Source organism: Enterococcus sp. AZ177, from assembly GCF_050544585.1.
Classification (GTDB): domain Bacteria; phylum Bacillota; class Bacilli; order Lactobacillales; family Enterococcaceae; genus Enterococcus_L; species Enterococcus_L plantarum.
The window spans coordinates 1,337,004-1,362,572 of the sequence record NZ_CP172944.1; the positions used below are offsets into that span (position 1 = coordinate 1,337,004).

General features: G+C 36.7%; 26 protein-coding genes, 2 pseudogenes and 1 riboswitch. Of the genes and pseudogenes, 20 read left to right on the forward strand and 8 right to left on the reverse strand.

From position 1 onward, the window contains the following. The first annotated feature begins 15 nt into the window (after positions 1-15). From argB to IGJ34_RS06590, 6 genes are all read left to right on the forward strand, one after another. Positions 16-768: an acetylglutamate kinase gene (argB, locus tag IGJ34_RS06565; RefSeq protein WP_430598409.1), complete on the forward strand. Its 753-nt coding sequence runs from the start codon at positions 16-18 to the stop codon at positions 766-768. Next, on the forward strand, positions 765-1,952 hold the full coding sequence (locus IGJ34_RS06570) for an acetylornithine transaminase (RefSeq protein WP_430598410.1): 1,188 nt from the start codon (positions 765-767) through the stop codon (positions 1,950-1,952). The genes argB and IGJ34_RS06570 overlap by 4 nt, the downstream gene beginning before the upstream one ends. Further along, positions 1,949-2,881 carry an ornithine carbamoyltransferase gene (gene argF, locus IGJ34_RS06575; RefSeq protein WP_069654419.1) on the forward strand — a complete coding sequence of 311 codons (933 nt, stop codon included), beginning with the start codon at positions 1,949-1,951 and terminating at the stop codon, positions 2,879-2,881. Before IGJ34_RS06570 ends, argF begins: the two co-directional genes overlap by 4 nt. 244 nt (positions 2,882-3,125) lie before the next feature. Next, positions 3,126-3,395 carry an IreB family regulatory phosphoprotein gene (locus IGJ34_RS06580; protein WP_069634732.1) on the forward strand — a complete coding sequence of 90 codons (270 nt, stop codon included), beginning with the start codon at positions 3,126-3,128 and terminating at the stop codon, positions 3,393-3,395. Next, positions 3,392-3,820 carry a Holliday junction resolvase RuvX gene (gene ruvX, locus IGJ34_RS06585; RefSeq protein ID WP_069654418.1) on the forward strand — a complete coding sequence of 143 codons (429 nt, stop codon included), beginning with the start codon at positions 3,392-3,394 and terminating at the stop codon, positions 3,818-3,820. The genes IGJ34_RS06580 and ruvX overlap by 4 nt, the downstream gene beginning before the upstream one ends. 45 nt (positions 3,821-3,865) lie before the next feature. Then, positions 3,866-4,174 (forward strand): DUF1292 domain-containing protein, encoded by a 309-nt coding sequence (locus tag IGJ34_RS06590; protein WP_010760984.1) that lies wholly within the window; start codon positions 3,866-3,868, stop codon positions 4,172-4,174. An 84-nt stretch (positions 4,175-4,258) separates the two neighbouring features. On the opposite strand, the pseudogene IGJ34_RS06595 reads toward IGJ34_RS06590, so the two are convergent. The 3 genes and pseudogenes from IGJ34_RS06595 to IGJ34_RS06605 form a co-directional block, all read right to left on the reverse strand. Continuing rightward, a pseudogene (locus IGJ34_RS06595) lies at positions 4,259-5,399 on the reverse strand (tyrosine-type recombinase/integrase). A gap of 154 nt (positions 5,400-5,553) precedes the next feature. Further along, complete coding sequence (locus tag IGJ34_RS06600) at positions 5,554-5,883, reverse strand: hypothetical protein (RefSeq protein ID WP_111247467.1); 330 nt, start codon at positions 5,881-5,883, stop codon at positions 5,554-5,556. Between the two features lie 23 nt (positions 5,884-5,906). After that, positions 5,907-6,359 carry a hypothetical protein gene (locus tag IGJ34_RS06605; RefSeq protein WP_430598411.1) on the reverse strand — a complete coding sequence of 151 codons (453 nt, stop codon included), beginning with the start codon at positions 6,357-6,359 and terminating at the stop codon, positions 5,907-5,909. A gap of 173 nt (positions 6,360-6,532) precedes the next feature. Here IGJ34_RS06605 and IGJ34_RS06610 point away from each other — a divergent pair, with 173 nt between their 5' ends. The 3 genes and pseudogenes from IGJ34_RS06610 to IGJ34_RS06620 all read left to right on the forward strand — a co-directional run bounded on the left by IGJ34_RS06610 (position 6,533) and on the right by IGJ34_RS06620 (position 7,940). Continuing rightward, a complete protein-coding gene (locus tag IGJ34_RS06610; RefSeq protein ID WP_430598412.1) occupies positions 6,533-6,739 on the forward strand; it encodes a hypothetical protein in 207 nt (68 codons plus the stop codon). A gap of 20 nt (positions 6,740-6,759) precedes the next feature. Then, positions 6,760-7,095, forward strand: coding sequence for an SOS response-associated peptidase family protein (locus IGJ34_RS06615; protein ID WP_430598413.1), 336 nt, complete (start codon positions 6,760-6,762; stop codon positions 7,093-7,095). 179 nt (positions 7,096-7,274) lie between these two features. Further along, positions 7,275-7,940, forward strand: a pseudogene (locus IGJ34_RS06620) (DUF6731 family protein). A gap of 324 nt (positions 7,941-8,264) precedes the next feature. On the opposite strand, the gene IGJ34_RS06625 reads toward IGJ34_RS06620, so the two are convergent. Beyond that, positions 8,265-8,528, reverse strand: a complete 264-nt coding sequence (locus IGJ34_RS06625; protein WP_206833935.1) for a hypothetical protein — start codon at positions 8,526-8,528, stop codon at positions 8,265-8,267. A 589-nt stretch (positions 8,529-9,117) separates the two neighbouring features. On the opposite strand from IGJ34_RS06625, the gene IGJ34_RS06630 reads away from it, so the two are divergent. After that, complete coding sequence (locus IGJ34_RS06630; protein ID WP_430598414.1) at positions 9,118-9,585, forward strand: hypothetical protein; 468 nt, start codon at positions 9,118-9,120, stop codon at positions 9,583-9,585. A 79-nt stretch (positions 9,586-9,664) separates the two neighbouring features. Here the strand turns inward: IGJ34_RS06630 and IGJ34_RS06635 are convergent, their stop codons facing one another. Genes IGJ34_RS06635 through IGJ34_RS06645 form a run of 3 tightly spaced genes read right to left on the reverse strand, consistent with a single transcriptional unit; the run spans position 9,665 to position 12,935 of the window. Beyond that, positions 9,665-10,834, reverse strand: coding sequence for an FtsW/RodA/SpoVE family cell cycle protein (locus IGJ34_RS06635; protein ID WP_111247461.1), 1,170 nt, complete (start codon positions 10,832-10,834; stop codon positions 9,665-9,667). Beyond that, complete coding sequence (locus IGJ34_RS06640; protein WP_430598415.1) at positions 10,831-12,012, reverse strand: FtsW/RodA/SpoVE family cell cycle protein; 1,182 nt, start codon at positions 12,010-12,012, stop codon at positions 10,831-10,833. Before IGJ34_RS06640 ends, IGJ34_RS06635 begins: the two co-directional genes overlap by 4 nt. Further along, complete coding sequence (locus tag IGJ34_RS06645; RefSeq protein WP_206833938.1) at positions 12,009-12,935, reverse strand: LCP family protein; 927 nt, start codon at positions 12,933-12,935, stop codon at positions 12,009-12,011. Before IGJ34_RS06645 ends, IGJ34_RS06640 begins: the two co-directional genes overlap by 4 nt. A 291-nt stretch (positions 12,936-13,226) precedes the next feature. Next, positions 13,227-13,396: riboswitch (M-box (ykoK) riboswitch) on the reverse strand. Positions 13,397-13,842: 446 nt separating this feature from the next. Here IGJ34_RS06645 and alsS point away from each other — a divergent pair. After that, positions 13,843-15,504, forward strand: a complete 1,662-nt coding sequence (gene alsS / locus IGJ34_RS06650; RefSeq protein ID WP_430598416.1) for an acetolactate synthase AlsS — start codon at positions 13,843-13,845, stop codon at positions 15,502-15,504. A gap of 13 nt (positions 15,505-15,517) precedes the next feature. Beyond that, positions 15,518-16,231 carry an acetolactate decarboxylase gene (gene budA / locus IGJ34_RS06655; RefSeq protein ID WP_430598417.1) on the forward strand — a complete coding sequence of 238 codons (714 nt, stop codon included), beginning with the start codon at positions 15,518-15,520 and terminating at the stop codon, positions 16,229-16,231. A gap of 100 nt (positions 16,232-16,331) precedes the next feature. On the opposite strand, the gene rnhC is transcribed toward budA, so the two are convergent. Next, a complete protein-coding gene (gene rnhC, locus IGJ34_RS06660; protein ID WP_206833940.1) occupies positions 16,332-17,270 on the reverse strand; it encodes a ribonuclease HIII in 939 nt (312 codons plus the stop codon). Positions 17,271-17,628: 358 nt separating this feature from the next. On the opposite strand from rnhC, the gene rimP reads away from it, so the two are divergent. The 8 genes from rimP to truB all read left to right on the forward strand — a co-directional run bounded on the left by rimP (position 17,629) and on the right by truB (position 25,562). Beyond that, positions 17,629-18,102, forward strand: coding sequence for a ribosome maturation factor RimP (gene rimP, locus IGJ34_RS06665; RefSeq protein WP_206833941.1), 474 nt, complete (start codon positions 17,629-17,631; stop codon positions 18,100-18,102). A 124-nt stretch (positions 18,103-18,226) separates the two neighbouring features. Continuing rightward, positions 18,227-19,408, forward strand: a complete 1,182-nt coding sequence (nusA, locus tag IGJ34_RS06670) for a transcription termination factor NusA (RefSeq protein ID WP_069652961.1) — start codon at positions 18,227-18,229, stop codon at positions 19,406-19,408. An 18-nt stretch (positions 19,409-19,426) separates the two neighbouring features. Beyond that, positions 19,427-19,723, forward strand: a complete 297-nt coding sequence (gene rnpM / locus IGJ34_RS06675) for an RNase P modulator RnpM (RefSeq protein ID WP_069652962.1) — start codon at positions 19,427-19,429, stop codon at positions 19,721-19,723. Then, a complete protein-coding gene (locus IGJ34_RS06680; protein ID WP_069652963.1) occupies positions 19,716-20,018 on the forward strand; it encodes a YlxQ-related RNA-binding protein in 303 nt (100 codons plus the stop codon). Before rnpM ends, IGJ34_RS06680 begins: the two co-directional genes overlap by 8 nt. Before the next feature lie 12 nt (positions 20,019-20,030). Then, positions 20,031-22,568 (forward strand): translation initiation factor IF-2, encoded by a 2,538-nt coding sequence (gene infB, locus IGJ34_RS06685; RefSeq protein ID WP_430598418.1) that lies wholly within the window; start codon positions 20,031-20,033, stop codon positions 22,566-22,568. Between the two features lie 33 nt (positions 22,569-22,601). After that, positions 22,602-22,952, forward strand: coding sequence for a 30S ribosome-binding factor RbfA (rbfA, locus tag IGJ34_RS06690; RefSeq protein WP_069652965.1), 351 nt, complete (start codon positions 22,602-22,604; stop codon positions 22,950-22,952). A gap of 195 nt (positions 22,953-23,147) precedes the next feature. Next, complete coding sequence (locus IGJ34_RS06695) at positions 23,148-24,401, forward strand: PcsB-like coiled-coil domain-containing protein (protein ID WP_430598420.1); 1,254 nt, start codon at positions 23,148-23,150, stop codon at positions 24,399-24,401. Positions 24,402-24,641: 240 nt separating this feature from the next. Beyond that, on the forward strand, positions 24,642-25,562 hold the full coding sequence (truB, locus tag IGJ34_RS06700; protein ID WP_430598421.1) for a tRNA pseudouridine(55) synthase TruB: 921 nt from the start codon (positions 24,642-24,644) through the stop codon (positions 25,560-25,562). Positions 25,563-25,569: the final 7 nt, after the last annotated feature.

Genomic DNA, 25,569 nt, shown 5'->3' on the forward strand with positions numbered 1-25,569 from the left:
GGGGGAGCGGCAATTATGAAAAAAGTCATTGTTATCAAGATGGGTGGAGTAGCCAGTGATAATTTAACAAAATCATTTTTTGAGCAAGTCGATCAATGGCAAAAAGATGGAAATAAAGTTGTGATCATTCACGGCGGTGGGCATTATATCTCCGATATGATGCAACGCTTAAATGTGCCAGTAGTGATGCAAGATGGTCTGCGGGTAACAACGGAAGAGACATTGAAAATTACCCAAATGGTGTTGATAGGTCAGGTACAACCGACGATTACCAGTCACTTTCAACAAGAAGGCTTTTCGGTCGTTGGATTGAATGCTTCTTGTGGTCAAATTATTACAGGTACATTCTTGGATAAAAATACATTGGGATCAGTTGGGAAAGTTGAACAAATAGAAACGGAATTATTAGAGCATCTACTTGCAACCAAGCATATTCCAATCATTGCGCCTTTAGGATTGACAAAAAAAGGCGAATGGTTAAATATCAATGCAGATCATGTAGCCTGTAAAGTAGCGGAAGAACTACAAGCTGAAAAATTGTATTTATTAACAGATGTCCCAGGTGTGAAAAAAGAAAACCAGTGGCTAAAAGAACTTTTTACCAACGAAATTGCTACCCTTAAAACAGCTAAAATCATCAAAGGCGGAATGCTCCCAAAATTAGAAAGTGCACTAACGGCAATTAAAGGTGGCGTTAAAGAAGTTCATATCACAAATCAAATTCAACATGCTGGAACTATTATCAAGTCCAAGGAGGTCGTTGCATGAGCCATTTATTTCCAAACTACAAAAGAAAAGAGTTGGCGTTGATCAAAGGGGATAAAAATAGGCTGACTGATCAATCTGGAAAAAATTATCTTGATTTTACTAGTGGTATTGGCGTTGCGAATTTAGGGTATAATGATCCTAAACTAAATCAAGTATTAGTCGAGCAAACCAAGCTACTATGGCATACACCAAATTTATATGAGAATCAGCTACAGGAAGAAGTAGCTAAGAAGTTAGCAAATGGAAAAGAATATGTTAGCTACTTTTGTAATAGTGGCGCAGAAGCGAATGAAGCAGCCATCAAATTAGCCCGTAAAGCAACTGGAAAAAGTAAAATCATTACTTTTATAAATTCATTTCATGGTCGCACATACGGTGCCATGAGTGCGACAGGTCAAAAGAGTATTCATACTGGTTTTGAACCGTTAGTTCCTGATTTTGTTTATCTACCCTTCAATGAAATCGAGCCATTAAAAAATGAAATCGATCCACACACTGCTGCAGTCATGTTGGAATTGATTCAAGGAGAGGGCGGTGTCTTACCAGCGGATGAGTCTTGGATTCAAGCGGTACAGTCTCTTTGTAAAGAATATGGAGTCTTACTAATTATTGATGAAATTCAAACTGGGATCGGCCGCACAGGTAATTTTTATGCACATGGATATTATCAGATCGAGCCAGACATTTTTACTTTGGCGAAAGGCTTGGGGAATGGGATTCCTGTTGGGGCAATGGTTGGTAAAGCTAACTTAGCAGCGTTTTTTGGACCTGGTAGTCACGGGTCAACATTCGGTGGAAACAATTTAGCAATGAGTGTTGCCAGTATAGTTGTTGAGCGTATCAATCACCCAGATTTTTTGCAAGAGGTTCAGAATAGAAGTCAACAACTATTTACTGGTTTAAATCAATTAGCAGAAAAAAATAAGCTGATCAAAGCGGTTCGTGGCAAAGGATTGATGCTTGGGCTTGAATTTTCGGATCAAGAGACGTTAAATGTGATCTTAGATCAATTAGAAATAGAAGGATTACTTGCATTAAAAGCCGGTCAAACGGTGTTACGTTTATTACCACCATTAACCGTCACAGAAACAGAAATAGATGAAGGGGTAATGATCATTGAACATGTTTTAAACAATTTAGCCTCCCGAACATTGCTTTCAAAAAAGGAGATCGATAACGAATGAATACCATGTACGGTAAAAGTATTTTAAATCTAACAGAGTTAACTAAAGAAGAATTTCTATCAACTATTGAACTAGCTGTAGCGATAAAAGCGAATCCAGAATCTTACCGGGGAATTTTAGCTGGAAAAATAATCGCGATGATCTTTGAAAAAAACAGCACAAGAACGCGGGTTTCTTTTGAGGCTGGAATCATTCAGCTTGGTGGTCAAGCGATTGTTTTAGATTCTAAAAGCACGCAAATGGGCAGAGGTGAGCCTGTCAAAGATACAGCAAACGTATTATCTAGTTATGTCGATGCTATCATGATTCGAACCTATTCAGACAAAATGGTAGCTGAACTAGCAGCAGAAGCATCCATTCCGGTTATTAACGGCCTAACAGATGACCATCATCCTTGCCAAATACTAGCTGATTTTCAAACGATTTATGAACAAAAAGGGAAGCTAGAAGGGATTCGCTTAACTTACATTGGTGATGGAAATAATATGGCTCATTCATTTTTGATTGGTGGAAGTTTGGTGGGAATGGATGTTACAATTGCAACACCTAAAGGATATGGACCGAAAGCAGAATTTGTAGAGGTCGCCAAAAAGAATGCAGAAATAAGTGGTAGTAAGATCCACATTACCCATGACCCTGAACAAGCGGCAAAAAATGCGGATGTTTTAATAACGGATGTCTGGGCAAGTATGGGAGATGAATCCGAGCAAAAGGAACGAGAAGAAATTTTCAAAACGTTTCAGGTCAATAACCGATTAGCTGTTCAAGCAAAAAAAGATTACTTGTTTTTACATTGTCTACCTGCCCATAGAGGAGAGGAAGTGTCAGCCGACATTATTGATGGGATTCACTCTGCTATTTACCAAGAAGCTGAGAATCGTCTCCACGCTCAAAAAGCGCTGATGGTCAAACTCATGGCAAACCTATAACGAATAAAACGACTCTCGACGATTTTTCGTTGGGTGTCATTTTTTTGTTTATACCGTTATACAATCAGATAGACAAATGAAATGAAAGGGAAAATGTCTTTATTTATCCTATAATCAGCTAAATTCCTCAAATTTAAAGAAAATCTTTAATATATAGCAGAAAATGTTAAGTTTTGTTTGTAGTTTCTGCTTGTTTTTAGTAGAATGAAACTGTATGAATAGAATAGAAGTGAGGTGTAGATAAATGGGTTTTACAGATGAAACTGTACGTTTTGATTTTGATGACAGCCGTAAGAAGGAAGTAAGTGAGACTCTGGCTACTGTATACAAGGCTTTAGAGGAAAAAGGATACAATCCAATCAATCAGATTGTGGGCTATTTGCTTTCTGGAGACCCGGCCTACATTCCTCGTTACCAAGACGCTCGAAATTTGATTCGTCGTCATGAACGAGATGAGATCATGGAAGAGCTGGTTAAATATTACTTATCTAATCATGGAATCACTATTCGATGAGAGTAATGGGACTTGATGTTGGCTCTAAGACAGTAGGAATTGCTGTCAGCGATCCGTTTGGTTGGACGGCTCAAGGCGTGGAAATCATTCGAATCAATGAAGAGAAAGAAGAATTTGGTTTTGAACGTTTAGCGGAATTAGTCAAAGAATATGAAGTAACTCGCTTCGTAGTGGGTTTACCAAAAAATATGAATAATTCGATTGGTCCTAGAGCCGAAGCATCAATGGCCTACGGCAAGACAATCGAAGAGATGTTCCAGATTCCTGTTACGTATCAAGATGAGCGTTTGACCACGGTTCAAGCAGAACGGATGTTAGTTGAGCAAGCAAATACATCCAGAGCAAAAAGAAAAAAAGTAATAGATAAAGTAGCTGCTGTCATGATTTTACAAAACTATTTAGACGGTGCTAGTAATAAAATTTAATCGACTTGTAATAAAGCAAGTGTAAGATAAAAGGAGAGCAAAATAATGGCAGAAGAGCATAACCATGATCACGATCATGAAGGACATGAACACATCACTTTAGTTGATGAACAAGGAAATGAAACATTATACGAAATTCTTTTAACAGTTGATGGACAAGAAGAATTTGGTAAAAATTACGTACTTCTATACCCAGCTGGTGTTCCAGAAGAAGAAGACGTTGAATTGCAAGCATATGCTTACATTGAAAACAACGAAGGAACAGAAGGCGAGTTACAACAAATTGAAACAGACGCTGAGTGGGATATGATTGAAGAAGTTTTCAATACATTCATGGCGGAAGAAGAAGAATAGAGTTAAAAAGTGAGCTAAGCCCTTGATACATAAGGACTTAGCTTTTTCTTTTGTTTTAGTGAATGCGTTTTTAAATACGGTTTGTTAAAAATTTAAGTGTTTTACCAGTTTTTCAACTGTTTTTTTTTTGATTCTTGTGACAAGTGGCTATAGGTGTCCATAGTCATTTTTATTGAAGCATGGCGCAGTCTTTCTTGTACTTCTTTCATACTTGCGCCAGATTCTAACAATAAACTAGCATGCGTATGCCTTGTGATGTGAACACCTAAAAACGGTATACCGCATTTTTCTGTGATTGTCTGCAATCTTTTATAGATGCTGTGGTGAGAAACTACTTGATTGTAGATACCACAGAAAATAAGTTTAGGATCAGTTATACCAATGGTTAGCATATACTTACGTTGGTTAATTTGCCATTTTTTAAGAGTTTTTATCGTTGTGTCATCAAGAGTAAGCTTTGCAGAACTAGAATTAGTCTTAGGATCAGAAATTATATAGCCATGTTTTGTTTGGCTTAATGTTTTATCAATATTTACAATGTTGTTTTGAAAATCAATATCATTCCAGTTCAAGACTAAAGCTTCACTGATTCTTACACCGCTATAAATCATGAAACGCATCAACGTTTTATCGTAATCGCTTATGTATGAACCTTCTTTGCTATTTAAGTAATCAAATAGCCGTTTCAATTCCACTTTAGAATATACCTTAATCGCTTCTTTATTTGATTTCTCACGCTTAGCATAATAACTCTTTCTAAAGGGTTTCTGTCGATCGTTCCTAGGTTCATAGCGTAATTAAAAATACGACCTGCTGAAGAGTGTAGCACTCTGTATTGATCCGTTTTTCTCGCCCATTTATTGACAATCTTTTGTGCGTGCTTAACTGTAACTTCTTTGATCCTCATTTCACCATAAACTGGCAAAATCCATTTCTTGAACTTGATTTCATTTTTCAGAAGCGTTACTTCTTTTACAGTGGTTGAATATGATTCAAACCACAATTCAAAAATTTCTTTAAATGTTTCGTTATTATTCTTTTCAAGTCCGTTTTTCTCGAGGTTGACTAGAAGCCTATTCAATTCTAGTTGGGCTTCTTTTTTTGTGCCAAAACCTCGCCTGGTTGTACGTATTTCTTTTCCAGTCGCTTGGTTGATACCTAGATAGGTTTGGAACATCCACAGCTTAGAGCCGTCTTTTTTTTTATATTGTTTTATTGTTGCCATTTACTTTCTCTCCGTTGCTAGCGTGGGGCGCTTGGTAAGGGAAATATTATAGGTTCTCATTCCGTTTATCAATCTTTACAGGCGTTGCGTGATGGGAGAGGATTTTTTAATTAAATAAAATAGCCCTCCTGAAAAAAGGAGGGCTTAAATGTATTTAGAGAGTTTGCGAAAATGGATATAATTCAGGAATTAAATTAATGGAGAAAGCTTTAATAAACGCAACAAATACTTTTTTATCAAACTCAGTAGTTTGTGGGGCTATTTTATGAGCTTTCTCTATAAATTGTTCTAGAACCAAATCGTCGTACGAGTTATTATTTAATACCTGATTAAAACCTATGAAAAGTTTTCCCTTTTGATCATTGGATATACCATGAGTTAAACACAACAAACTAAGTGATATGGGTTTTTCCAAACTGTCACCGACATGGTCAGCAATTTCACAAAGTGCGTCATAAAATAGTTGTTCTTTATCTTTCTCCATTTTAAATCTCCTTTAAAATTAAATTAGAAGAACCAGCTAATTCCTTCTTTAATAGCTAGCGCAATCTGAGATGCGGTACCTTTTGCTACGCCAGAGTTAACTAAAGCTCTGTATACCGCATCATAAACTGCTTGATAAGGAATATCTGCCCATTTTAGCAAAGGATTAAGACTTGCGCAAATTTTTGCGTAATGTTTTGCAAAGTTATTAGCTACGGTCTTACCTGCAACAGACCTTACTACATTTGTTGCTAGAGTTTTATTTTTAACAATAAATTTTATAGCTCCTTTGATAATTACAGTTGCAACACTACGGGATTGATGACCTCTAAAATAGTCTGATTCTTTTGGAGTAGGTAGTAATTCTGCTGCAGATTCAGTTGGCTCTGCATTATTAGCAAAAGCTAAACTAGGTGCAAAACAAGAACTCAATAAAGTAAATACCGACAAACTAATTAAAAATTTTTTTAATCTCATACAATAAACCTTCTTTCATTTTTTACTCATCGCTATTGAGATACTATATATAATAAATTGTTTCCTAAAAGTTGTAAATTTGTTTTTGGTTACTTTGCAGAAAATTCATTTCTTTAGCTTAGAATTTACCCTCCTGTTAAACTTAAACGAAGAATAGATAGGAGGGAATGCATATGTGTGGTCGATTTTCTTTAAAACCTGACGAGTCAAAAGAAATATGGGATATCGTTAGAGCTGTGGAAGAAAAACATAAAGCAATCAAAACGGGTGAGATTTATCCATCTAATGATGTACCAGTGATTTATAGTCAGATTCTGATGATATTGATTATGATGCTAGGACATGGGGATTTCACGGTTTTAAAAAAGGACAGTTGCTGATCAATGCACGATCTGAAACCGTGACTGAGAAAAAGACGTTTGCGAAAGCATTTAAAAGCACACGTTGCGTATTTCCAACCACGGGATTTTATGAATGGGAGGCAAATAAAGAGAAGTTTCTGTTTACTGAGCAAGATTCTAAGGCTGTTTACTTGGCTGGATTTTATAAAAGATTTGAGGATGGTAATCGGAGTATTATTTTAACAACTGGCGCAAATGAATCTATGCGGATGATTCATGATCGTATGCCTGTAATTTTACCTAGAGAATCTATCGATCAATGGATATTGGACGAGGAATTTGAAGAGTCTTTTACAGAACAAGGAATGCCGCAATTGGTTATTCAGAGAATATAAAAATTTTAGGAAAAAGATAACGGGAACTAGCGTTCTTGTTTAGTCTGTGTTAAAATAATAATTTGACCTCAAGTTTATTATATATGCTATGAAAGTTAATGAAACTATTGTCTTGTTAACTTTCTTCTGGTTTAATGTAGTTAGCATATAGTAACTAATAAATATCTGAAGGTATTTTCATGACAATCAAAAAGGTAAAATGCGAATATTATCAAATTGTGGAAGCAAAAACTAAAGGTAGAGAAAAGATGTTTGATCTAGAAAGATGGATAAAAAAGATTGATGTTTCTCTGTATCAAAAAAACAGTCGAGGATATTATGGAGACAAGATGAGAATAGAAAACATAAAATATAGCAAGATATACAAAGTGTGATTTCTAAGATTTCTAAGAATCAGAAGCAATGACAATCCTTCCTTGTGTACAGAAGATTCTCAGAGTGATTTCTTAGAACTTGGCGATAAATATGTCAGCGAAGATGTTACTTGTTTATATGATCCATCTAATAGTGTGATTATGATACAAAAAAATCTACATAGTGTATCTCCTGTAGGTGTCGAGACTTATATAGGCGTCACTTGGAGCGGTAATGAGATTTTGTCTTTCAGAAGAGTTTTAGATCCTTCTGCTTTTAGTAAAGTAAGAAATGCTGAATCTTGTAGAAATATAAATGTTAGATTTGCAGATGTTTCAAATATAAAGAAAACAGGCGTTTTCAAACATTCTATTTCCGCAATCCTATCCTCAACATCCACGCTCAACACCACCAACCTATACAACTCCCAACGAGCCTTACCACTATCACAAACCAATCCTACAACGTTACCATCTTATATAATTATCTGATCCATATAAAAAGCTTCTTACGATAATATACGCAAGGAGGGGAGAAAATTATTTTCTAGTTGAAAATAATTAGAAGAAATTGCACTTTGGTTGAGACACTTATCTGTCAACATTATTCTCATAAAAAGGCATAGTGTTAACATGGCGTATGGTTAGTTGTAAAAAATGACTAAACTTGTAAAATAGTTGCAATAAGTAAATGCGGTTGTTAAATACAAGTAAAATTGTATAATAGTTGTAAATAATAAAAAAGCTACTGATTATCAGCAACTTTTCACATCTCGCAACGCCTATTTTGCTTTAATTTTGATTACTTAACATAAATCAATCTAATTCGGATGTTTGATAATATACGACGCCGCCTTCAATTGGTTCGCAACGTTTCAAGCCTAATGACTCGTACTTTTTCAACGTTGCTGCATTGATACCGTCATAATATTTTAGTGCATTTTTTTGTTTAATGAACCTCGGTTTATTCACTCGTGCCTCAGCTAGTTCAGTAAACTTGTCAAAATACTTTTCAAGTAAATTAAGTAACGAGTTTTCAAACCAGTTAGAAAAAACATTGTCCACGTTTGGATTGTTCATTGAACTTACTCCTTTCTTTTATCTAGCTACGTATAAGTTTATACAACTTAATAATAAGCAATCAATTTATCATTGTAAATAGTTCGTTTTCTATGTATAGCGCCCCACGCTAATGAGAATTGGTGAATACGATATTGAATACGACTCACATTCGATTGTTTGAAATTAGTTGATACAGTATATTTGTTATCTCCTTAAAAAGTATTAAATGACGTTAGATAAAAGTCTATGAAATACGATCGTCATTCATGGCGGAAGAAGAAGAATAGAGTTTAAAAGATAGCTGAACCCTTGATGGATAAGAGTTCAGCTTTTTTGATAGATAATTTTAAATATTTATTATTGAAGGATAAATGGATGGAATCAAACCATTGGATCGCTAGCAATGTATTTGTTTTAGTTTAATTTAAAATCAATATCATTATAATCAACACATGGATTGTTGCCGATATGCATGCCTGAAGTATAGCCAATTTTTATTTTTAAAGGAGATACAGAATAGTTTACAAATTCAAAAAATTCAGTTCCATCACCTGAATATTGTGTCGTTTCAGATTCAAACTTAAGTATTAACTTTGTTTCGAGCAAAATGTTGTTTGGGCTATCTGATTTAGCAAAAGCCGAAGAAAAACCAACAGAAAAATTAAACTATGCTGTTGTACGCGCATTGCCACTTGTACAAGAAGCCGAACTTAAAGTAGGAGAGTATGTTGAGTTTAATGTTGGAGGATTTTTTAGTAATCAACTAGCTTCTAAATTTAAAGTGAAATTTAAAATTGAATCATGTGAACCTGAAACAATTGTTGTTGACAGATTTGGTTTATATAATGGGCGTCATCAACGTTACAGTTCTTTTGCGGAATATGGCACGTATGGAACTATTGATTTTGTTATACCTAAGGATTTACCTAGAGGAGAGAACCTTATTGGAAAAGAAAGAATCAGAGTAATGAATGTATCTGCGACAACTCTTAAAATAAAAGTAGGATTAGCTTCTGGGATTCATGTAAAGTCGCAGGAAGGGGTAAATTATAATGATATAGATTTTAAATTGTAACAGAAGAAGGAGGGAGCATAATCGCGACCTCCTTGTTTTGTATCATGTACACTTCTCACTATAGAGTTAAAACAACAGACTAGTTTTTTTCTTTCTGATAATACATCGAAAGAATCAACCCAACCCCAATAAAATTAGCCAAATAAGCTGTACCACCTTGACTAATAAAGGGTAAAGGAATCCCAGTCAAAGGAAGTAAACCAATATTAGAGCCAATATTTTCTAATATGTGAAATAAGAAATACATAATCACACCAGTCGTAATATACGCATAAAACTCTCGTTTTGCATTGAGCGTACAGATCAGCATTTGATAAATGAGATAAAAGAACAGCAAAATCAAGGTACAAGTTCCTATAAAACCATAGGCTTCACCAATCACAGTGAAAATCATATCGGACTCTCTAACAGGAACATAAATTTGTAGATCGGTCAGTCCTTTTCCCAACATCTCTCCAGATCCGATAGCAGTTAACCCACGAGCTTGTTGAAATGAAATGGAGTCTGCATATTCGAAAGGATTCAGCCAAGCATGGATTCGATTAAACTGATAGGGCTGAAAATGAAGATAGGAAAGGATAGCTTGGCCTCGTTCCGTTAAAACTAACAAAATACCGCTAACACCAATCACACTTAAAATCCCAAATCCAACCGTTAAAATTTTCCAAGAACAACCAGAAACAAGCACCACACCAAGAAATATCGAAATAAATACTAAACTTGTACCAAAATCTTTTTGATAAAACATCAAAGCAAAAACAGGTAGACTGACAAGGGATAATTCCCCTAATAATCGGAAATCTTCTTTCAAAGTAGAAGGATTTGAGGCCTTCTGCCGTCTTCTTGTCACGACATAGGCCAACATCAAAATATAGCCAAGTTTCATGAATTCTGATGGCTGAAATGAGAGTGGTCCTAGTCGAATCCAACGTTTGGTACCAGTTGCGGCGGCCATAACTGGGTCGTGAAATTTTATCAGCAAACTCATTAGTAACAGCGATAAACCATAAAGTGTAGGAGTAAATTTCCACAAATATTTAATTGGAATAAACATCGTGATAAACATTGCCACAATGCCTAAGATAGTCCATAGAAGTTGTTTTATCATCAAAGGAGTAATTGATTCAACTGACGGATCTGCATAAAATGCGCCATACTGGGCAATAAAGCCGACAACTATCAAAAGAAAAACAGGTAAAAGAAGCGCATAATTCACAGGTTCACTATTTGGATTTACGTTTTGTCTCATGCCAGTTCTCCTTGTTGCTTCCCTATTTCTCTCATTTCCGTCGCACGGGCATTCAATGCAATACCAAGTGTAATGCTCAATATCAGCAAACTAGATCCACCATAACTGATGAAAGGGAATGTCAATCCTGTCATAGGGATAAACCCTAACAAGCTCCCTACGTTTACGGATACTTGAAGTAAAAGTAACATCCCACAACCAATATAAAGATAGGAGTAATAAAGGATTTTTGATCTTATCGCAAGTAAAAATAAACGAGCAACCATAAAGAATACTAAAAATAAAATCCCTAAAGAAGCAATCAATCCCAGCTCTTCGATACAAATGGCAAAAATAAAATCTGTATCAGCAGCTGGCAGGAACCCCTTTTTTTGAATACTATTGCCTAAACCTAAGCCCCAAAAACCACCATTATGCATGGCATAATAAGCATTTGACGTTTGAAACCCTTTGCCAGTCGGATCAATGAAAGGATTTTGCATCACTTCGAAACGAGTTACTAAATACCCGAATTTTTCAGGCATCCAATTTGTTGGAATCGACAATAAAAGAACGGTTCCTAAACGTTTTATCGCAACGAAACCAATTAAAGCTATCGACATAAATAAAGGAGATAGTCCGCTGGATAAAAACAAGACTAAAACAAGGATAAAAATCATTGACGCTCCAGCAATATTTGGTTGTAAAGCTACAAAAAACATAAAGAACATAGCCACAAATAAAGAACGTTTATGATCTTTGAACCTAAAAGGAACGAGCGTGTCTGTTTTAGCCAAGTTTGCAGCTAAATAAAGAACGAGTACTAAAGGAACTAACTCAGATGGTTGAAACAAAAGTACGCCTAGATTGATCCAGCGCTTAGCACCACCAACACTTGTTCCAATAAAGGGCAAAGCAACAATAGATAAGAACGTCATCGCCAAAATAACATACATCATTTTAGGTTTACGAAGAACGGACAAGTTAATCCGATAAACAAAACTCATACACACGATACTAAAAAGAAAATACATCGTTTGTTTGATTGCTTTACTCGACGTTCCAAGGTCACTATCTAATAATTGATAGGAACTTGAACTATAGACCATTAAAATACCTATGATTGACAAAATAAAATAAGGGACCAAAACATAAAAATCTAAATAATGCATCTTAGAGAATCTTTTGGATTGTTTCATTTCGCTGCCCCATCATCCAAAAAGCTATGAATAGCTTCTTCATTTTGTTTCTCGTCTATTTCTAAGACACTTCCAGCATCAGTATAATCGTTAAATGCCCAGCTCCCTTTAACTGGTACAGATAAAGTTTCAAGCGTTTTGACATTGCCTGATAGAAAATCTTTTGCTAAATCTATAAGAAGATCAGTGGGGATATTCGTATCTAAGTAACCGACCGCTTCGCCCGCTATTTTCGGAAGTTGTAAGAAGGAGACAGCATCTTTAGATTGTTTTGCCAGTGCGTCCATAACTTGTTGTTGTCTTCTTACTCGACCAAAATCGCCCTCTTCATCCATTCGAAAACGAGCATACTGTAATAACGTGTTACCATCCATGAGTTGTTTGCCTTTTTTGATGTCGACATTGTCTAGGTTGATATCTTTTTCTGCATCGATTTCAATCCCTTTTGGATAAAGTTCATTGATTAATTGAACAAAATGAGTAAAATCTGCCGAAATATAATAATTGATTGGCAAACCAAATGAGTCATTGAGGACCTTTCGTGTTAATTCGGCTCCGCCGTACGCGTAAGCAGCATTGATTTTCTCTAACCCATGTCCAGGTATTGACACATAAGAATCTCTCATGATTGATATTAATTTTGGTTGTTTTGTTTCACTGTTATAGTGGGCGACCATTAATGTATCAGCACGTCCGCCATCTTCATCATCTTCACGACCGTCATCACCAATTAACATAATCGTGATCTCTTTCAGATTTGTCTGTTGATCACCAGAGAAGTTAGTATTCTTGCTCTTATTCACTTGGGATTGAGCCATTTTTTTTCCATTATGAAAATTTATTGCGGTGTAACTCCCAATTCCTGTAAAAATCAAGAGAACAAAAAGAATTATACAAATTAACCATTTTATTCCAGTTTTCATAGTTTATTCCTCGCTAATCATTTTAATTGATCATCAAATAAAGTTTGGCATTAGGAATTGATTTAGATGGGGGACAAAAAGATCTTTATACTAAAATAATGAATCACAGTAAGTCAAAATTAAAAGAAGTATCTCTAAACCATTAAATCACAATGAAGAGATGTTTTCTCCTTCGATTTGTATATCCACCTCCTGGAAATAAAATTCTGTCAACATTATCTATCAAAACAAAAAACCTTCGCTTAGAATAACTCAGCGAAGGTGGATTGATTTCAGCACAAAAAGAGCTTTTCATCATTCTCATCGTTGAGTTTTAGCACTATGAAACGTAAAAAGCAGAGCTTTTAGCTACTTTGTGAAAAGCCTTAATTCGACAATTCCTGTCCTACCCATTCCTGTCTTTCGACATTTTTGAGCAGTAGCCTGTGTTTCCATAGGAGCCTCACCTAACAAGTTATTCAGATCGCCCTAAATATAGTGAATATCTTCGTTAAAGTCAATAAAGTAAATATTAATTTTTTTATAATATGTCGATCTGAAACGGATATACTTGTTATTTAAAGTAGAAAATTCCGTTTTCTAGAGGGGTATAGCGGTCGAGTTGAAAAGAGTGGAAAATGACTACGTACTATTTTCTTTACTCTTTCTTAAACATAGCCTCAAATAATTGCTATCTAATGATTTAGAAAGAATATCGGAAAGTATGAACCTTTATGTTTCGATGTTCTCTTATTTTTGGGATCAAATGATTAAACAAATAATAGGCAACATGCTATAATTGAAATTGATACAGGGTTTGTAACTGTACTATAAAATACGGTTTTCCTTAATGTAGATTCTTTATATTCTTTTTTGTATAAGGGAATTGGTTTAATGAAACATGATTTCAGAAAGGGTGTAACACGTAATGGATAAAAGCAGAAATGGTGCCGAAGTGATTGTTGAGAGTTTGAAAAATCATCAAGTCGATTATGTCTTTGGAATTCCAGGAGCAAAGATTGATGGTCTGTTTAATGCGTTAGTCGATGATGGCCCAGAATTGATCGTAACGCGTCATGAACAAAATGCAGCCTTTATGGCAGCTGCCGTTGGTCGCTTGACTGGAAATCCAGGTGTAGTTGTTGCAACGAGTGGTCCAGGTGCGAGTAATCTCGCTACAGGGTTAGTAACGGCTACAGCAGAAGGCGATCCTGTACTGGCGATCGGTGGTCAAGTAAAACGAAGAGACTTATTAAAATTAACCCACCAAAGTATGAACAATGCAGCTTTATTCGAGCCAATCACGAAGTACAGTGCAGAAATTCAAGATCCAGAGACCATTTCTGAAGTCTTAGCAAATGCTTATCGATTGGCAAAGTCGTCAAAAAAAGGAGCTAGTTTTATCAGTATTCCGCAAGATGTAGTTGATGCTCCAGTAGAATCTGTCGGCATAAAACCATTGAGTGATCCGAAAATCGGCTCTGCTTCATCAAAAGATATCGACTACCTTTCACAACGGATTCAAGCGGCTGAGCTGCCTGTGTTATTGGTCGGGATGCGTGCCTCTACAGATAAAGAAGCAAAGGCAATTCGCGCAATCGTTGAGAAAACGAACATTCCAGTCGTTGAAACGTTCCAAGCTGCAGGAGTGATTTCTCGAAAATTAGAAGACCACTTCTTCGGACGAATCGGTTTGTTTCGCAATCAACCAGGTGATATGCTATTAAAACGCAGTGATTTGGTGATTGCGGTCGGCTATGATCCAATAGAATATGAGGCTAGAAATTGGAATGCAGAAGGAGATTCGGCGATTATAGTAATTGATGATACACCGGCTGAAATCGACCAATATTTCCAACCGGAACGAGAACTGATCGGCGACATTGCTGAGACATTAACCGTTCTTTTACCAAGTATTGAAGCGAAAGGATTATCTGATAAAGCGATAGGATATTTGGATTTATTGCATGAAAAACTGGTTAAACGAGACGATGTGAAAGAGAGGACAACAAAAGGATTGATTCACCCTCTAGAAGTGATCGAAACATTGCAAAATATAGTAACAGACGATATGACAGTCACTGTTGATGTAGGGAGTCATTATATTTGGATGGCTCGTCATTTTAGAAGTTATGAGCCGAGACATTTACTTTTTAGTAATGGGATGCAGACATTAGGTGTTGCTCTTCCTTGGGCGATTTCAGCAGCATTGGTTCGACCAAACACGCAAATACTATCAATTTCAGGGGATGGTGGCTTTTTGTTTTCTGCTCAGGATCTTGAGACGGCAGTCCGAAAAAAATTAAATATCATTCATTTGATTTGGAATGACGGACGTTATAACATGGTTGAATTTCAAGAGCAACTTAAATATCATCGAATTTCTGGTGTGGACTTTGGACCCGTCGATTTTGTGAAATATGCTGAGGCTTTTGGAGCCAAAGGATTACGCGCTGAGAATGTTCAAGAATTAAAAGCAGCAATTTTAAAAGGAATTGAAACAGAAGGACCTGTTGTGATCGATATTCCAATTGATTACCAAGATAACGAAAAACTTGGCGAAACGATTTTGCCAGATCAATTTTATTAGAAAGGTGATAACAATGACAAAAGAAACAGTCTTATATCAGCACGGAACTTTAGGAGCTTTAATGGCAGGCTTGATGGATGGGACTGAAACAATCACTAATATTTTAAAAAAAGGTGATTTTGGGATCGGTACTTTATCCGGTTTAGATGGGGAGTTAATCATTTTAGAGGGGAAAGCTTTTCAAGGAAGGGAAGATGGGGCCTTGGTTGCACTAGATGGCAAACAAGAAACACCTTATGCAGCTGTGACTACATTTAAACCAACAATCACTTTTCCAGTGGCTGGTCCTATAGATTATTCAAAAACAAATAAATTAATCAGCGAACATTTAAAGAGCGAAAACCTTTTTCATGCAATCAAAATTCATGGGAAATTTAAAACAGTCCATATTCGAGTGATGCCCAAACAGCAAAAACCTTATAAACGATTGGTTGAAGTATCCAAAGAACAGCCTGAGTTTGAAAAAGAAATGGTTACTGGCACTATACTTGGCTTCTTCACACCGGAACTATTTCAAGGTGTTGCAGCAGCAGAGTTTCATTTGCATTTTATAGACGACAAGCAAACGTTTGGCGGACACCTGATAGATTTTGAATTGGAATCAGGGGTGATTGAGATTGAACCCATGGACTCATTATTTCAACATTTTCCCAAATATGATGAAACATTTATTCATACAGCCATTGATTATGCTGATTTAGATAAAGAAATTCAAGAAGCGGAATAGAAAGGGTGTGGGACAAAAGTAAAAATCACTTTTGTTTCACACCCTAGTTGCGAATAAAAGGCGAGAGCAGAAGCAATCCCTTGGGAAATAAGCTTCTGTCTCAGGCTCTTTCATTTTGAAGCAATTTTTTCGCTTTTTCTGTATTTGCAAAATGAAGTTTCACATATTTACTTAGTAATGTCATCCCACCTTTAGCCAACACTTTCGCTGCAACTTTATCAGAAACAGCGCCCGCACCAGAAGGAACTTTCATTCCTAATTCTTTGGATTCTTTATCTAGTTCTTCTAAAAAAGCCGCTCGGCTAATGATTGAAGCCGCTGCTACTGCTACATGATATTGCTCACCTTTTGTAATGAAGAATAATTTTTCATTGACTTGATTTTGTTCACTTCGTACATACTTTTTATAATTGGCTTCAGGTGTAAATTGATCGATCAAAATACCGTCTGGTTTCGTTGGTGCGATGTCGTTCAATAATAAATGGATTGCTTGATTATGTAAGGCGACTTTCATATGAACCGCATTATATTTTGGCTGGATCTGATTGTATTTTTCTGGCTCAACAATCAATAGTCTATAAGGAACCAGTTCTTTGATGACTGCTGAAAGTTGTACTATTTGCGGATCAGTCAGTTCCTTGGAATCTCGTACGCCAAGTGCTTTTAGTTTTGCCACCATCGTTTTGTCGACGTAAGCAGCGCAAACTGTTACGGGGCCAAAATAACTACCATTGCCAACTTCATCACTACCTAAGACTGAAAGTTGACTGAAATTAGCAGGTAACGCTGTTGCTTTTTTTGATGTCGATCGACTTGTTCCTTTACTTTCAAGTGAACTGCCCCATTTTGCTGCTATCTTTTCGGCATCCCCCCCTTGAAATACGACTTTACCAGAGGTATAAGCTGTAATCGTTGTATTTCCAACTCTGGCAACGAAATCAGTGTAAGGCACAGTTTTATTTAAACGTTTTTTCTCATAATAGACATGCATTTTTTTCATTGTATCTTTGTTTACTTTGATTACTTGTGTTTGTGACATAGGGAGCTCCTTTCAAATCTTCTTATTCATAGTAAAACAAAAGAATGGAAAAGTGAAGTATGTTTCTTTGAGTGAAACACAAAAATAAAGCAAAGATAATAGCGGTGTAATAACGTAGATTTGAGTTTTCAGAAAATCTATGGTAGAATAGCTTATAAGTAATGATACTAGTTTGAGTGAGCGGATTTCTGCTCACTCTTTTTAATGGAATAACATAGAAAGAAAGTATGATAAAACGTCGATTTGCTTGACTTTTGTTGTCTGGTTGTATCAATCGACACTTTCTATGATTTAGCTATACGAATCAGGCTTGCTAAAAATCTAGTACGTTACATAAATCTCGAAGGAGGCGAAAATTTTGAGTAGTGTTGTGGAAACTGTTACCGAGTTAGTCACACCAATCTTAGAAAAACAAAATTTTGAACTTGTAGAAGTAGAGTTTGTCAAGGAAGGAAGAGACTGGTTTCTCCGCGTCTTTATTGATAAAGAAGGCGGTATTGATATCTTAGACTGTGCACTTGTGAGTGAGCAGCTAGATGAAAAGCTTGATGCTATGAATCCTGATCCGATTCCCCAAGCGTACTTCCTGGAAGTGTCCTCACCGGGAGCTGAACGTCCGTTGAAGAAAGAAAGCGACTATGAAAAAGCAGTTGGAGAATACATTCATGTTTCACTCTATCAAACAATCGATGGTGAAAAACAGTTTGAAGGTATTTTAAAAACAATAGACAAAGATCAGTTGACCTTGACAGTCAAAATCAAAACAAGAGTCAAAGACTATACATTTGAACGAAAAAACATTGCAAAAGCTCGTTTAGCAATTCAGTTTTAATTGAGTAAAACACGAAGCAGAACGTTCCAGTTTTGACTTATCACGAGATGCAATAAGCGACTTGATAAAAGTCGAGCAGCTCCGTTCGCCTTTCATTTAGACAGTAGGAGGAAATGATAAAAAAATGAGCAAAGAAATGTTAAATGCACTAGATGCATTAGAAGCTGAAAAAGGTATTTCTAAAGAGATTGTGATTGATGCATTGGAAGCAGCATTAGTTTCCGCATACAAAAGACATTATGGACAAGCCCAAAACGTTGAAGTTGAATTTGACGGTAAAAAAGGGAATATCCATGTTTATGCTGTTAAAGAAGTAACGGAAGAAGTCTTTGATTCACAACTAGAAGTTTCATTAAAAGAAGCGATGGAAGTGAATAAAGCATACGAAATGGGTGATAAAATCCGTTTTGAAGTAACACCAAAAGATTTCGGTCGTATTGCAGCTCAAACAGCAAAACAAGTTATTTTGCAACGTGTTCGAGAAGCAGAACGAAACATTATCTATAATGAATTCAGTGCGTATGAAAATGACATTATGCAAGGAATCGTTGAAAGACAAGACCGCCGCTACATCTATGTGAACTTAGGAAAGATTGAAGCTGTTTTATCAAAGCAAGATCAAATGCCAAACGAGTTTTATCAGCCTCATGATCGTATTAAAGTTTACGTTTCGAGAGTTGAAAATACCTCAAAAGGCCCGCAAGTTTTCGTAAGCCGTAGCCATCCAGATTTATTGAAGCGATTATTTGAACAAGAAATCCCAGAAGTGTATGATGGAATAGTAGAGATTGTGAGCATTGCTCGTGAAGCAGGAGATCGTTCAAAAGTTTCTGTTCGTTCAACTGATTCGAATATCGATCCTGTTGGGACATGTGTAGGACCAAAAGGCCAACGTGTTCAAGCCATCGTTAACGAATTAAAAGGGGAGAATATGGATATCGTTGAATGGAGTGAAGACCCAGCAGTTTTCATCAGCAACGCATTGAATCCAGCCCAAGTAGTAGATGTTATTTTCGACCCGAATAACAATAAAGCTTGTACTGTAGTCGTTCCAGATTATCAATTATCACTGGCTATCGGTAAAAGAGGACAAAATGCACGTTTAGCTGCAAAATTGACTGGCTTTAAAATTGATATCAAACCTGAATCTGAAATGGAGAGTTACTATGCAGAACATGCAGAAAACGAAGAAACTCCTGAAGAAGAAGTACATGATGAGGCGATTGTCGCATCTGATTTAACAGCTGATGAGTACGAAAATATCGAGTTTGAAGAAAAAACAGCCGAAGACGAAGAACAAGTTTAACGATTTGGAGGGAATCAAATGAAAAAAAGAAAAATCCCGATGCGTAAATCTGTTGTTTCAGGCGAAATGAAACCGAAAAAAGAATTGGTTCGAATCACGCGTTCGAAAGATGGCGAAGTCGCAATCGACCCTACAGGGAAATTGCCTGGACGAGGGGCTTACGTTTCACTCGAGCCCAAAGAAGTCCAAGAAGCTTGGGACAAGCACATTTTAGACCGTGTCTTGGAAACGAAGTTGACAGATGATTTCTACCAAGAATTATTGGATTATGTTGAACACCAAAAAGCACGTAATGAGTTGTTCGGCAATGGCTAAAGAAAAGGTACTGAATTTATTAGGTTTGGCTATGAGAGCTGGAAAACTAGTGACCGGTGAAGAGTTAACAATCGGTGATATCCGCAGTAATAAAGCGAAATTCGTTTTTGTTGCTGGCGATGCTAGTGAGAATACAAGAAAAAAAATCAAGGACAAATGTTCTTATTATAACGTTCCTTGCAGTGAGTCGTTTTTACATTCAGAATTAAGTCACGCAATCGGTAGAACGCGTATGGTGATTGGAATCAATGATCAGGGCTTTGCGACGAAATTCAAGGAACTAATCAAAGGTTAGGAAGGTGATTGCATGGGGAAAAAAAGAATTTATGAACTAGCAAAAGAGATGAATCAATCGAGTAAAGATGTTGTCGAAAAAGCACATGCTCTAGGTATGGATGTGAAAAACCATATGGGCGCAATTTCTTCTGAGGACGAATCAAAGCTTCGCAACTCATTTGGAGGAAATAAACCTGCAAATACACAACAAAAACCCGCTGCGAAACCACAAGCGCAAAGTGGTCAAGGGCAAACAAAACCAGCAAATCAAAAGCCAGCTAACCAAAATGGAAATAGACCAAACCAAAATCAAACTAGACCGCAACAACCAAATGGACAACAAAATCGTCCACAGCAAAATAACCAAAATCGTCCAGGACAACAAAATAATCAAAACCGTAACAACAAAAATCGAAACATGCAAGGAAGCAGCCAAAATATGACTCAAAACCGTACGAATCAAGGACAGCAAAATCGTCCGCAACAAAACAACCAAAATCGTAACAATACACAAAACCGCAGCACGCAAGGAAATACTCAAAACACTAACCAAAACCGTCCTGCTGCAACACAATCAGGTCAACAAAATCGTCCACAACAAGGACAAAATAACAGCAACACGCAAGGAAATCAAAACCGAAACAATACGAACACTGGAAACCGCAACAATAGTTTCGGTGGAGGCGGCGGTCAAAACCGTAACCGTAATGGTTACAATAACCAAAACCGTAATAGATTCAATAAAAAAGGCAAAAAAGGCAAATACCAAGAATCAACAAAACCAGCAGTTCCAGCACGTAAATTCCGTGAATTGCCTGATGTACTAGAATACACAGAAGGAATGAACGTAGCAGATATCGCGAAGAAAATTCACCGTGAGCCAGCTGAGATCATCAAAAAACTATTTATGATGGGTGTCATGGTCAATCAAAACCAATCCCTAGATAAAGAAACGATTGAATTGTTGGCAGTAGATTACGGAATGGAACCACAAGAAAAAGTTCAAGTTGATGTCGCAGATATCGATAAATTCTTCGAACCAGAAGCACTAGTTGAAGAAAATCTTGTGACACGTCCTCCGGTTGTAACAATCATGGGACACGTTGACCATGGTAAAACAACATTGCTTGATACGTTACGTAATTCGCGTGTAACCTCAGGTGAAGCGGGCGGTATCACTCAACACATCGGTGCCTACCAAATCGATATTGATGGAAAACCAATTACATTCTTAGATACACCAGGACATGCTGCCTTTACGAGTATGCGTGCGCGTGGAGCAGGTATAACAGATATTACAATCTTGGTCGTTGCAGCAGATGACGGTGTAATGCCGCAAACAGTCGAAGCAATCAACCATGCGAAAGCGGCAGAAGTGCCAATTATCGTAGCTGTAAACAAAGTTGATAAACCAGGTGCTAATCCTGATCACGTAAAACAAGAATTGAGCGAACATGGTTTGATTCCAGAAGAATGGGGCGGAGAAACAATCTTCGTAAACATTTCAGCAAAATTCAATCAAAATATTGATGAATTACTTGAAAACATTCTTTTGATCGCTGAAGTAGAAGATTTAAAAGCAGACCCAACACAACGCGCAATCGGTACAGTAATCGAAGCACGTTTGGATAAAGGGAAAGGTCCAGTTGCGACACTGCTTGTTCAGCAAGGTTCATTACGCGTTGGGGACCCAATCGTTGTTGGGAATACATTTGGACGTGTTCGTGTTATGACGAATGATCTTGGACGTCGTGACAAAGCTGTAGGTCCAGCAACACCAGTTGAAATTACTGGATTAAATGATGTACCACAAGCAGGCGATCGTTTCGTGGTCTTTGAAGATGAAAAAACAGCGCGTCAAGCAGGTGAAGAACGTGGCAAACGTGCACAACTTGAGCAACGTTCATCTACTAATCGTGTAACCTTAGATAATTTGTTTGAAAGTCTAAAAGAAGGCGAATTAAAAGATGTTAACGTCATTATCAAAGCAGATGTACAAGGGACCGCGGAAGCTCTTGCAGCAAGCTTACAAAAAATCGAAGTTGCGGGTGTCCGCGTGAAAATCGTTCACTCGGCTGTTGGAGCAATCAACGAAAGTGATGTAACACTTGCCGCAGCAAGTAATGCGATTATCATTGGGTTTAACGTTCGCCCAACACCACAAGCAAAACAACAATCAGATCAAGAAGAAGTAGATATCCGTTTACACCGTATCATTTACAAAGCAATTGAAGAAATCGAAACAGCAATGAAAGGGATGCTAGATCCAGAATTTGAAGAAAAAATTACGGGTCAAATGACGGTTCGTGAACTTTACAAAGTATCTAAAGTTGGAACGATTGCTGGTTGTTACGTAACAGAAGGCTCTATCCGTCGTGATAGTGGTGTTCGTGTGATTCGTGACGGAATCGTTATCTTTGAAGGCAAACTTTCTAGCTTGAAACGCTTCAAAGATGATGCCAAAGAAGTGAAACTTGGCTTTGAATGTGGTGCGATGGTTGAAAACTTCAATGATCTTAAAGTTGACGATGTAATTGAAGGCTTTGTTATGGAAGAAATCAAACAATAACACCAAATAAAGTAAGAAAGAAGGAGAAACAGTATGGCAAATTATCGTGACCGCCGAGTAGGTCAAGAAATCATGCGTGAAATCAATGATATATTGAGAAAACGTGTCAGAGATCCACGTGTGCAAGATATTACAATTACCGATGTTCGAGTAACTGGCGATCTGCAACAAGCGACGATTTATTACAGTTTGTTATCTGATCTAGCTTCTGATCACCAAAAAGCGCAACAAGGATTAGATAAAGCAAAAGGATTGATCCGTAAAGAATTAGGACAACGGTTGACATTATACAAAACACCGGAACTGATTTTTGAAAAAGATGAATCGGTTCAATATGGGAATCACATCGATGAGTTGATTCGTAAATTGAATCAAGGGAACTAGAAAAATAATGTAAAAAAGCCGAAAGGAAGTGATCCTTTTCGGTTTTTTTTACATTAAATTTGTCACAGAACTGCTTTTTGTAACTATATTGAAAAGAACTGTAATATTTTTATCGATTAAATTAACATGATTTATGCTATTATTTATAGTGTAAGTTTTAGTGAAGATATGGTTAAAGAAAATGGAGGGTTAATAGTGAAGAAAAAGAATTTGTCATTATTAATAGTTAGTATGGTTACAGTTGCAGGGACAATCTTACCGATTAGTTCGTTAGCAGAGACAACTGATAAAAAAATAGAGCAACAAGACAAAGAAATTTCAGCATTAAAAGAAAAGCAAAAAGATGTAGTTGCGCAAATTGCCTCTTTAGAAGATGAAATTTCTTCAATTATTGATGAAGGAATAACTTTAAACAAACAAAAAACAGCATTAATCAAAGAATCTGAACAATTAAAAAAAGATATTGCTGCATTAGACGTGCGAATCAACAAACGAACTGAAGCGATTCAAAAACAAGGAAGAAATGTTCAAGTTAACGGACAAGGAACTCAAATTCTTGATATGATTTTAAATTCAGAATCAATCACAGATGCAGTCGGACGAGTTCAAGCAATTTCTTCCATTATGACAGCAAACAATGATTTAATTAAACAACAAAAAGTAGATAAAGCACTGGTTGAAAGTAAAAAATCAGATATCCAAACGAACTTAGCTAATGTAGAAAAAGCAAAGACTCAGCTTGAAAAAGAAAAACAAAATCTTGTTGCAAAACAAGCAGACTTGAATGTTTTAAAAGCAGAAGTAGATTCTGAAACATCGGGTGCGGAAAGCTCAAAAAGTAAATTATTAAAAGAGCAACAAGAAGCGTTAAAAACGCAACTCGCAAATGAAGCGAAAAAGAAAGACGTAAAAAAAGCCGAGACACCTAAAAAAACAGATAAACCATCTACTCAAAGCGAAAGCACTACTGAAACAGCTACTGTTCCAGCAGAGACAGCAGAATCTAACGGGGGAAATTCAAGTAAGCCTGAGGAGAATAACAACGAAAATAATTCAAATAATCAAGGGAATGTTGAATTACCTGAAACTCCTGAAAAACCAGTAACACCACCAGCAACTTCAGCTGACGCAACATTTCAAGCTTTAAATGCATTACGTACGGCGAACGGGTTGAATCCAGTGAGTTGGGATGCTGGTCTTGCAGCATCAGCTAGTGGAAGAGCAGCAACGATGCAGAATTTTCAAGTCCCATCTGACCATTGGAATCGAGGAGACGAAGTGATTGCATTCATGTTTGCTCCTGGTAACTCCGTAATCATGGCTTGGTATAATGAGACAAACATGCAATCACCATCTGGAACAGGACACAGAGATTGGGAAATGAACCCTAGTATGACACGCGTTGGATTTGGTTATGCTGGCGATGTGATTGTAGGACACTCTGCTTAACGTTAATACAATAAACTCTTGAGCGTAAAACAAAACTAGCTAAGCGTTTTGTTTTACGCTTTTTTTTAAGATTGTATTGAGGCTAAAGCGTTTCACAGTACTATATAATCTTGAAACGGGCGCAACGATTTAAGTGAGAATCAGGTGTTTTATGAAAACCCCATTTTTTTTAAATGAATTTCTATTCTCTTCTATGCTATAATAAATCAGTTGATACTTAAATTTTGGAGGAACGATTAAATGGATGGTATTTTACCTTTATGGAAAGAAACTGGCATGACAAGTCATGACTGTGTTTTTAAACTAAGGAAAATTTTACATACGAAAAAAATTGGTCACGGTGGTACTTTAGATCCTGATGTATCTGGGGTTTTGCCGATTTGCATCGGAAAAGGGACAAAAGTTATTGAATATATGGTTGATTCTGGTAAGACATATGAAGGAGAAATTACTCTTGGTTTTTCTACGACAACAGAAGATGCAAGCGGAGAGATTGTTGAAAAAACAACATTATCACACCCTTTTTCAAACGATGAAATCGATGGCGCTATGGAGCAAATGACAGGTGTTATCACTCAAATTCCGCCGATGTTTTCAGCAGTAAAAGTTAATGGCAAACGCCTTTACGAATATGCTCGAAATGGCGAACAGGTGGAACGTCCGGTTAGAAAAGCGATGATTTATTCTTTTGATCGAATAAGTGAGCCTACATTTGATCAAGTACAAGGCACACAAAGTTGGCGTTATAGGGTAGTGTGCGGCAAAGGAACTTATGTTAGGACATTATCAGTTGATACAGGTCTTGCTTTAGGCGTTCCAGCGCACATGTCCGATTTAACACGTACGGCAAGCGGTGGCTTAAAGGCTAAGCAATGTTTGACTCTAGCACAAGTAGCGGAAAAAATGACACAAAATCAACTGAATGACATGCTATTACCGATTGAAACGGCTGTTGAACGATTTCAACGAATCGATTTATCTGATGAACTTTATCAGAAAGTCAAAAACGGAATGCGATTAAGCCCAGCTGAATTGACTTTAAGCGAAATGCCTCAAGACTTAGTGGCTTTATTTTATCAAGGTCAAGTCGTGAGTTTATATATGGCTCATCCAACGAAACTCAATGTATTGAAACCTAGTAAAGTATTACGAAATAATTAATAGAAAG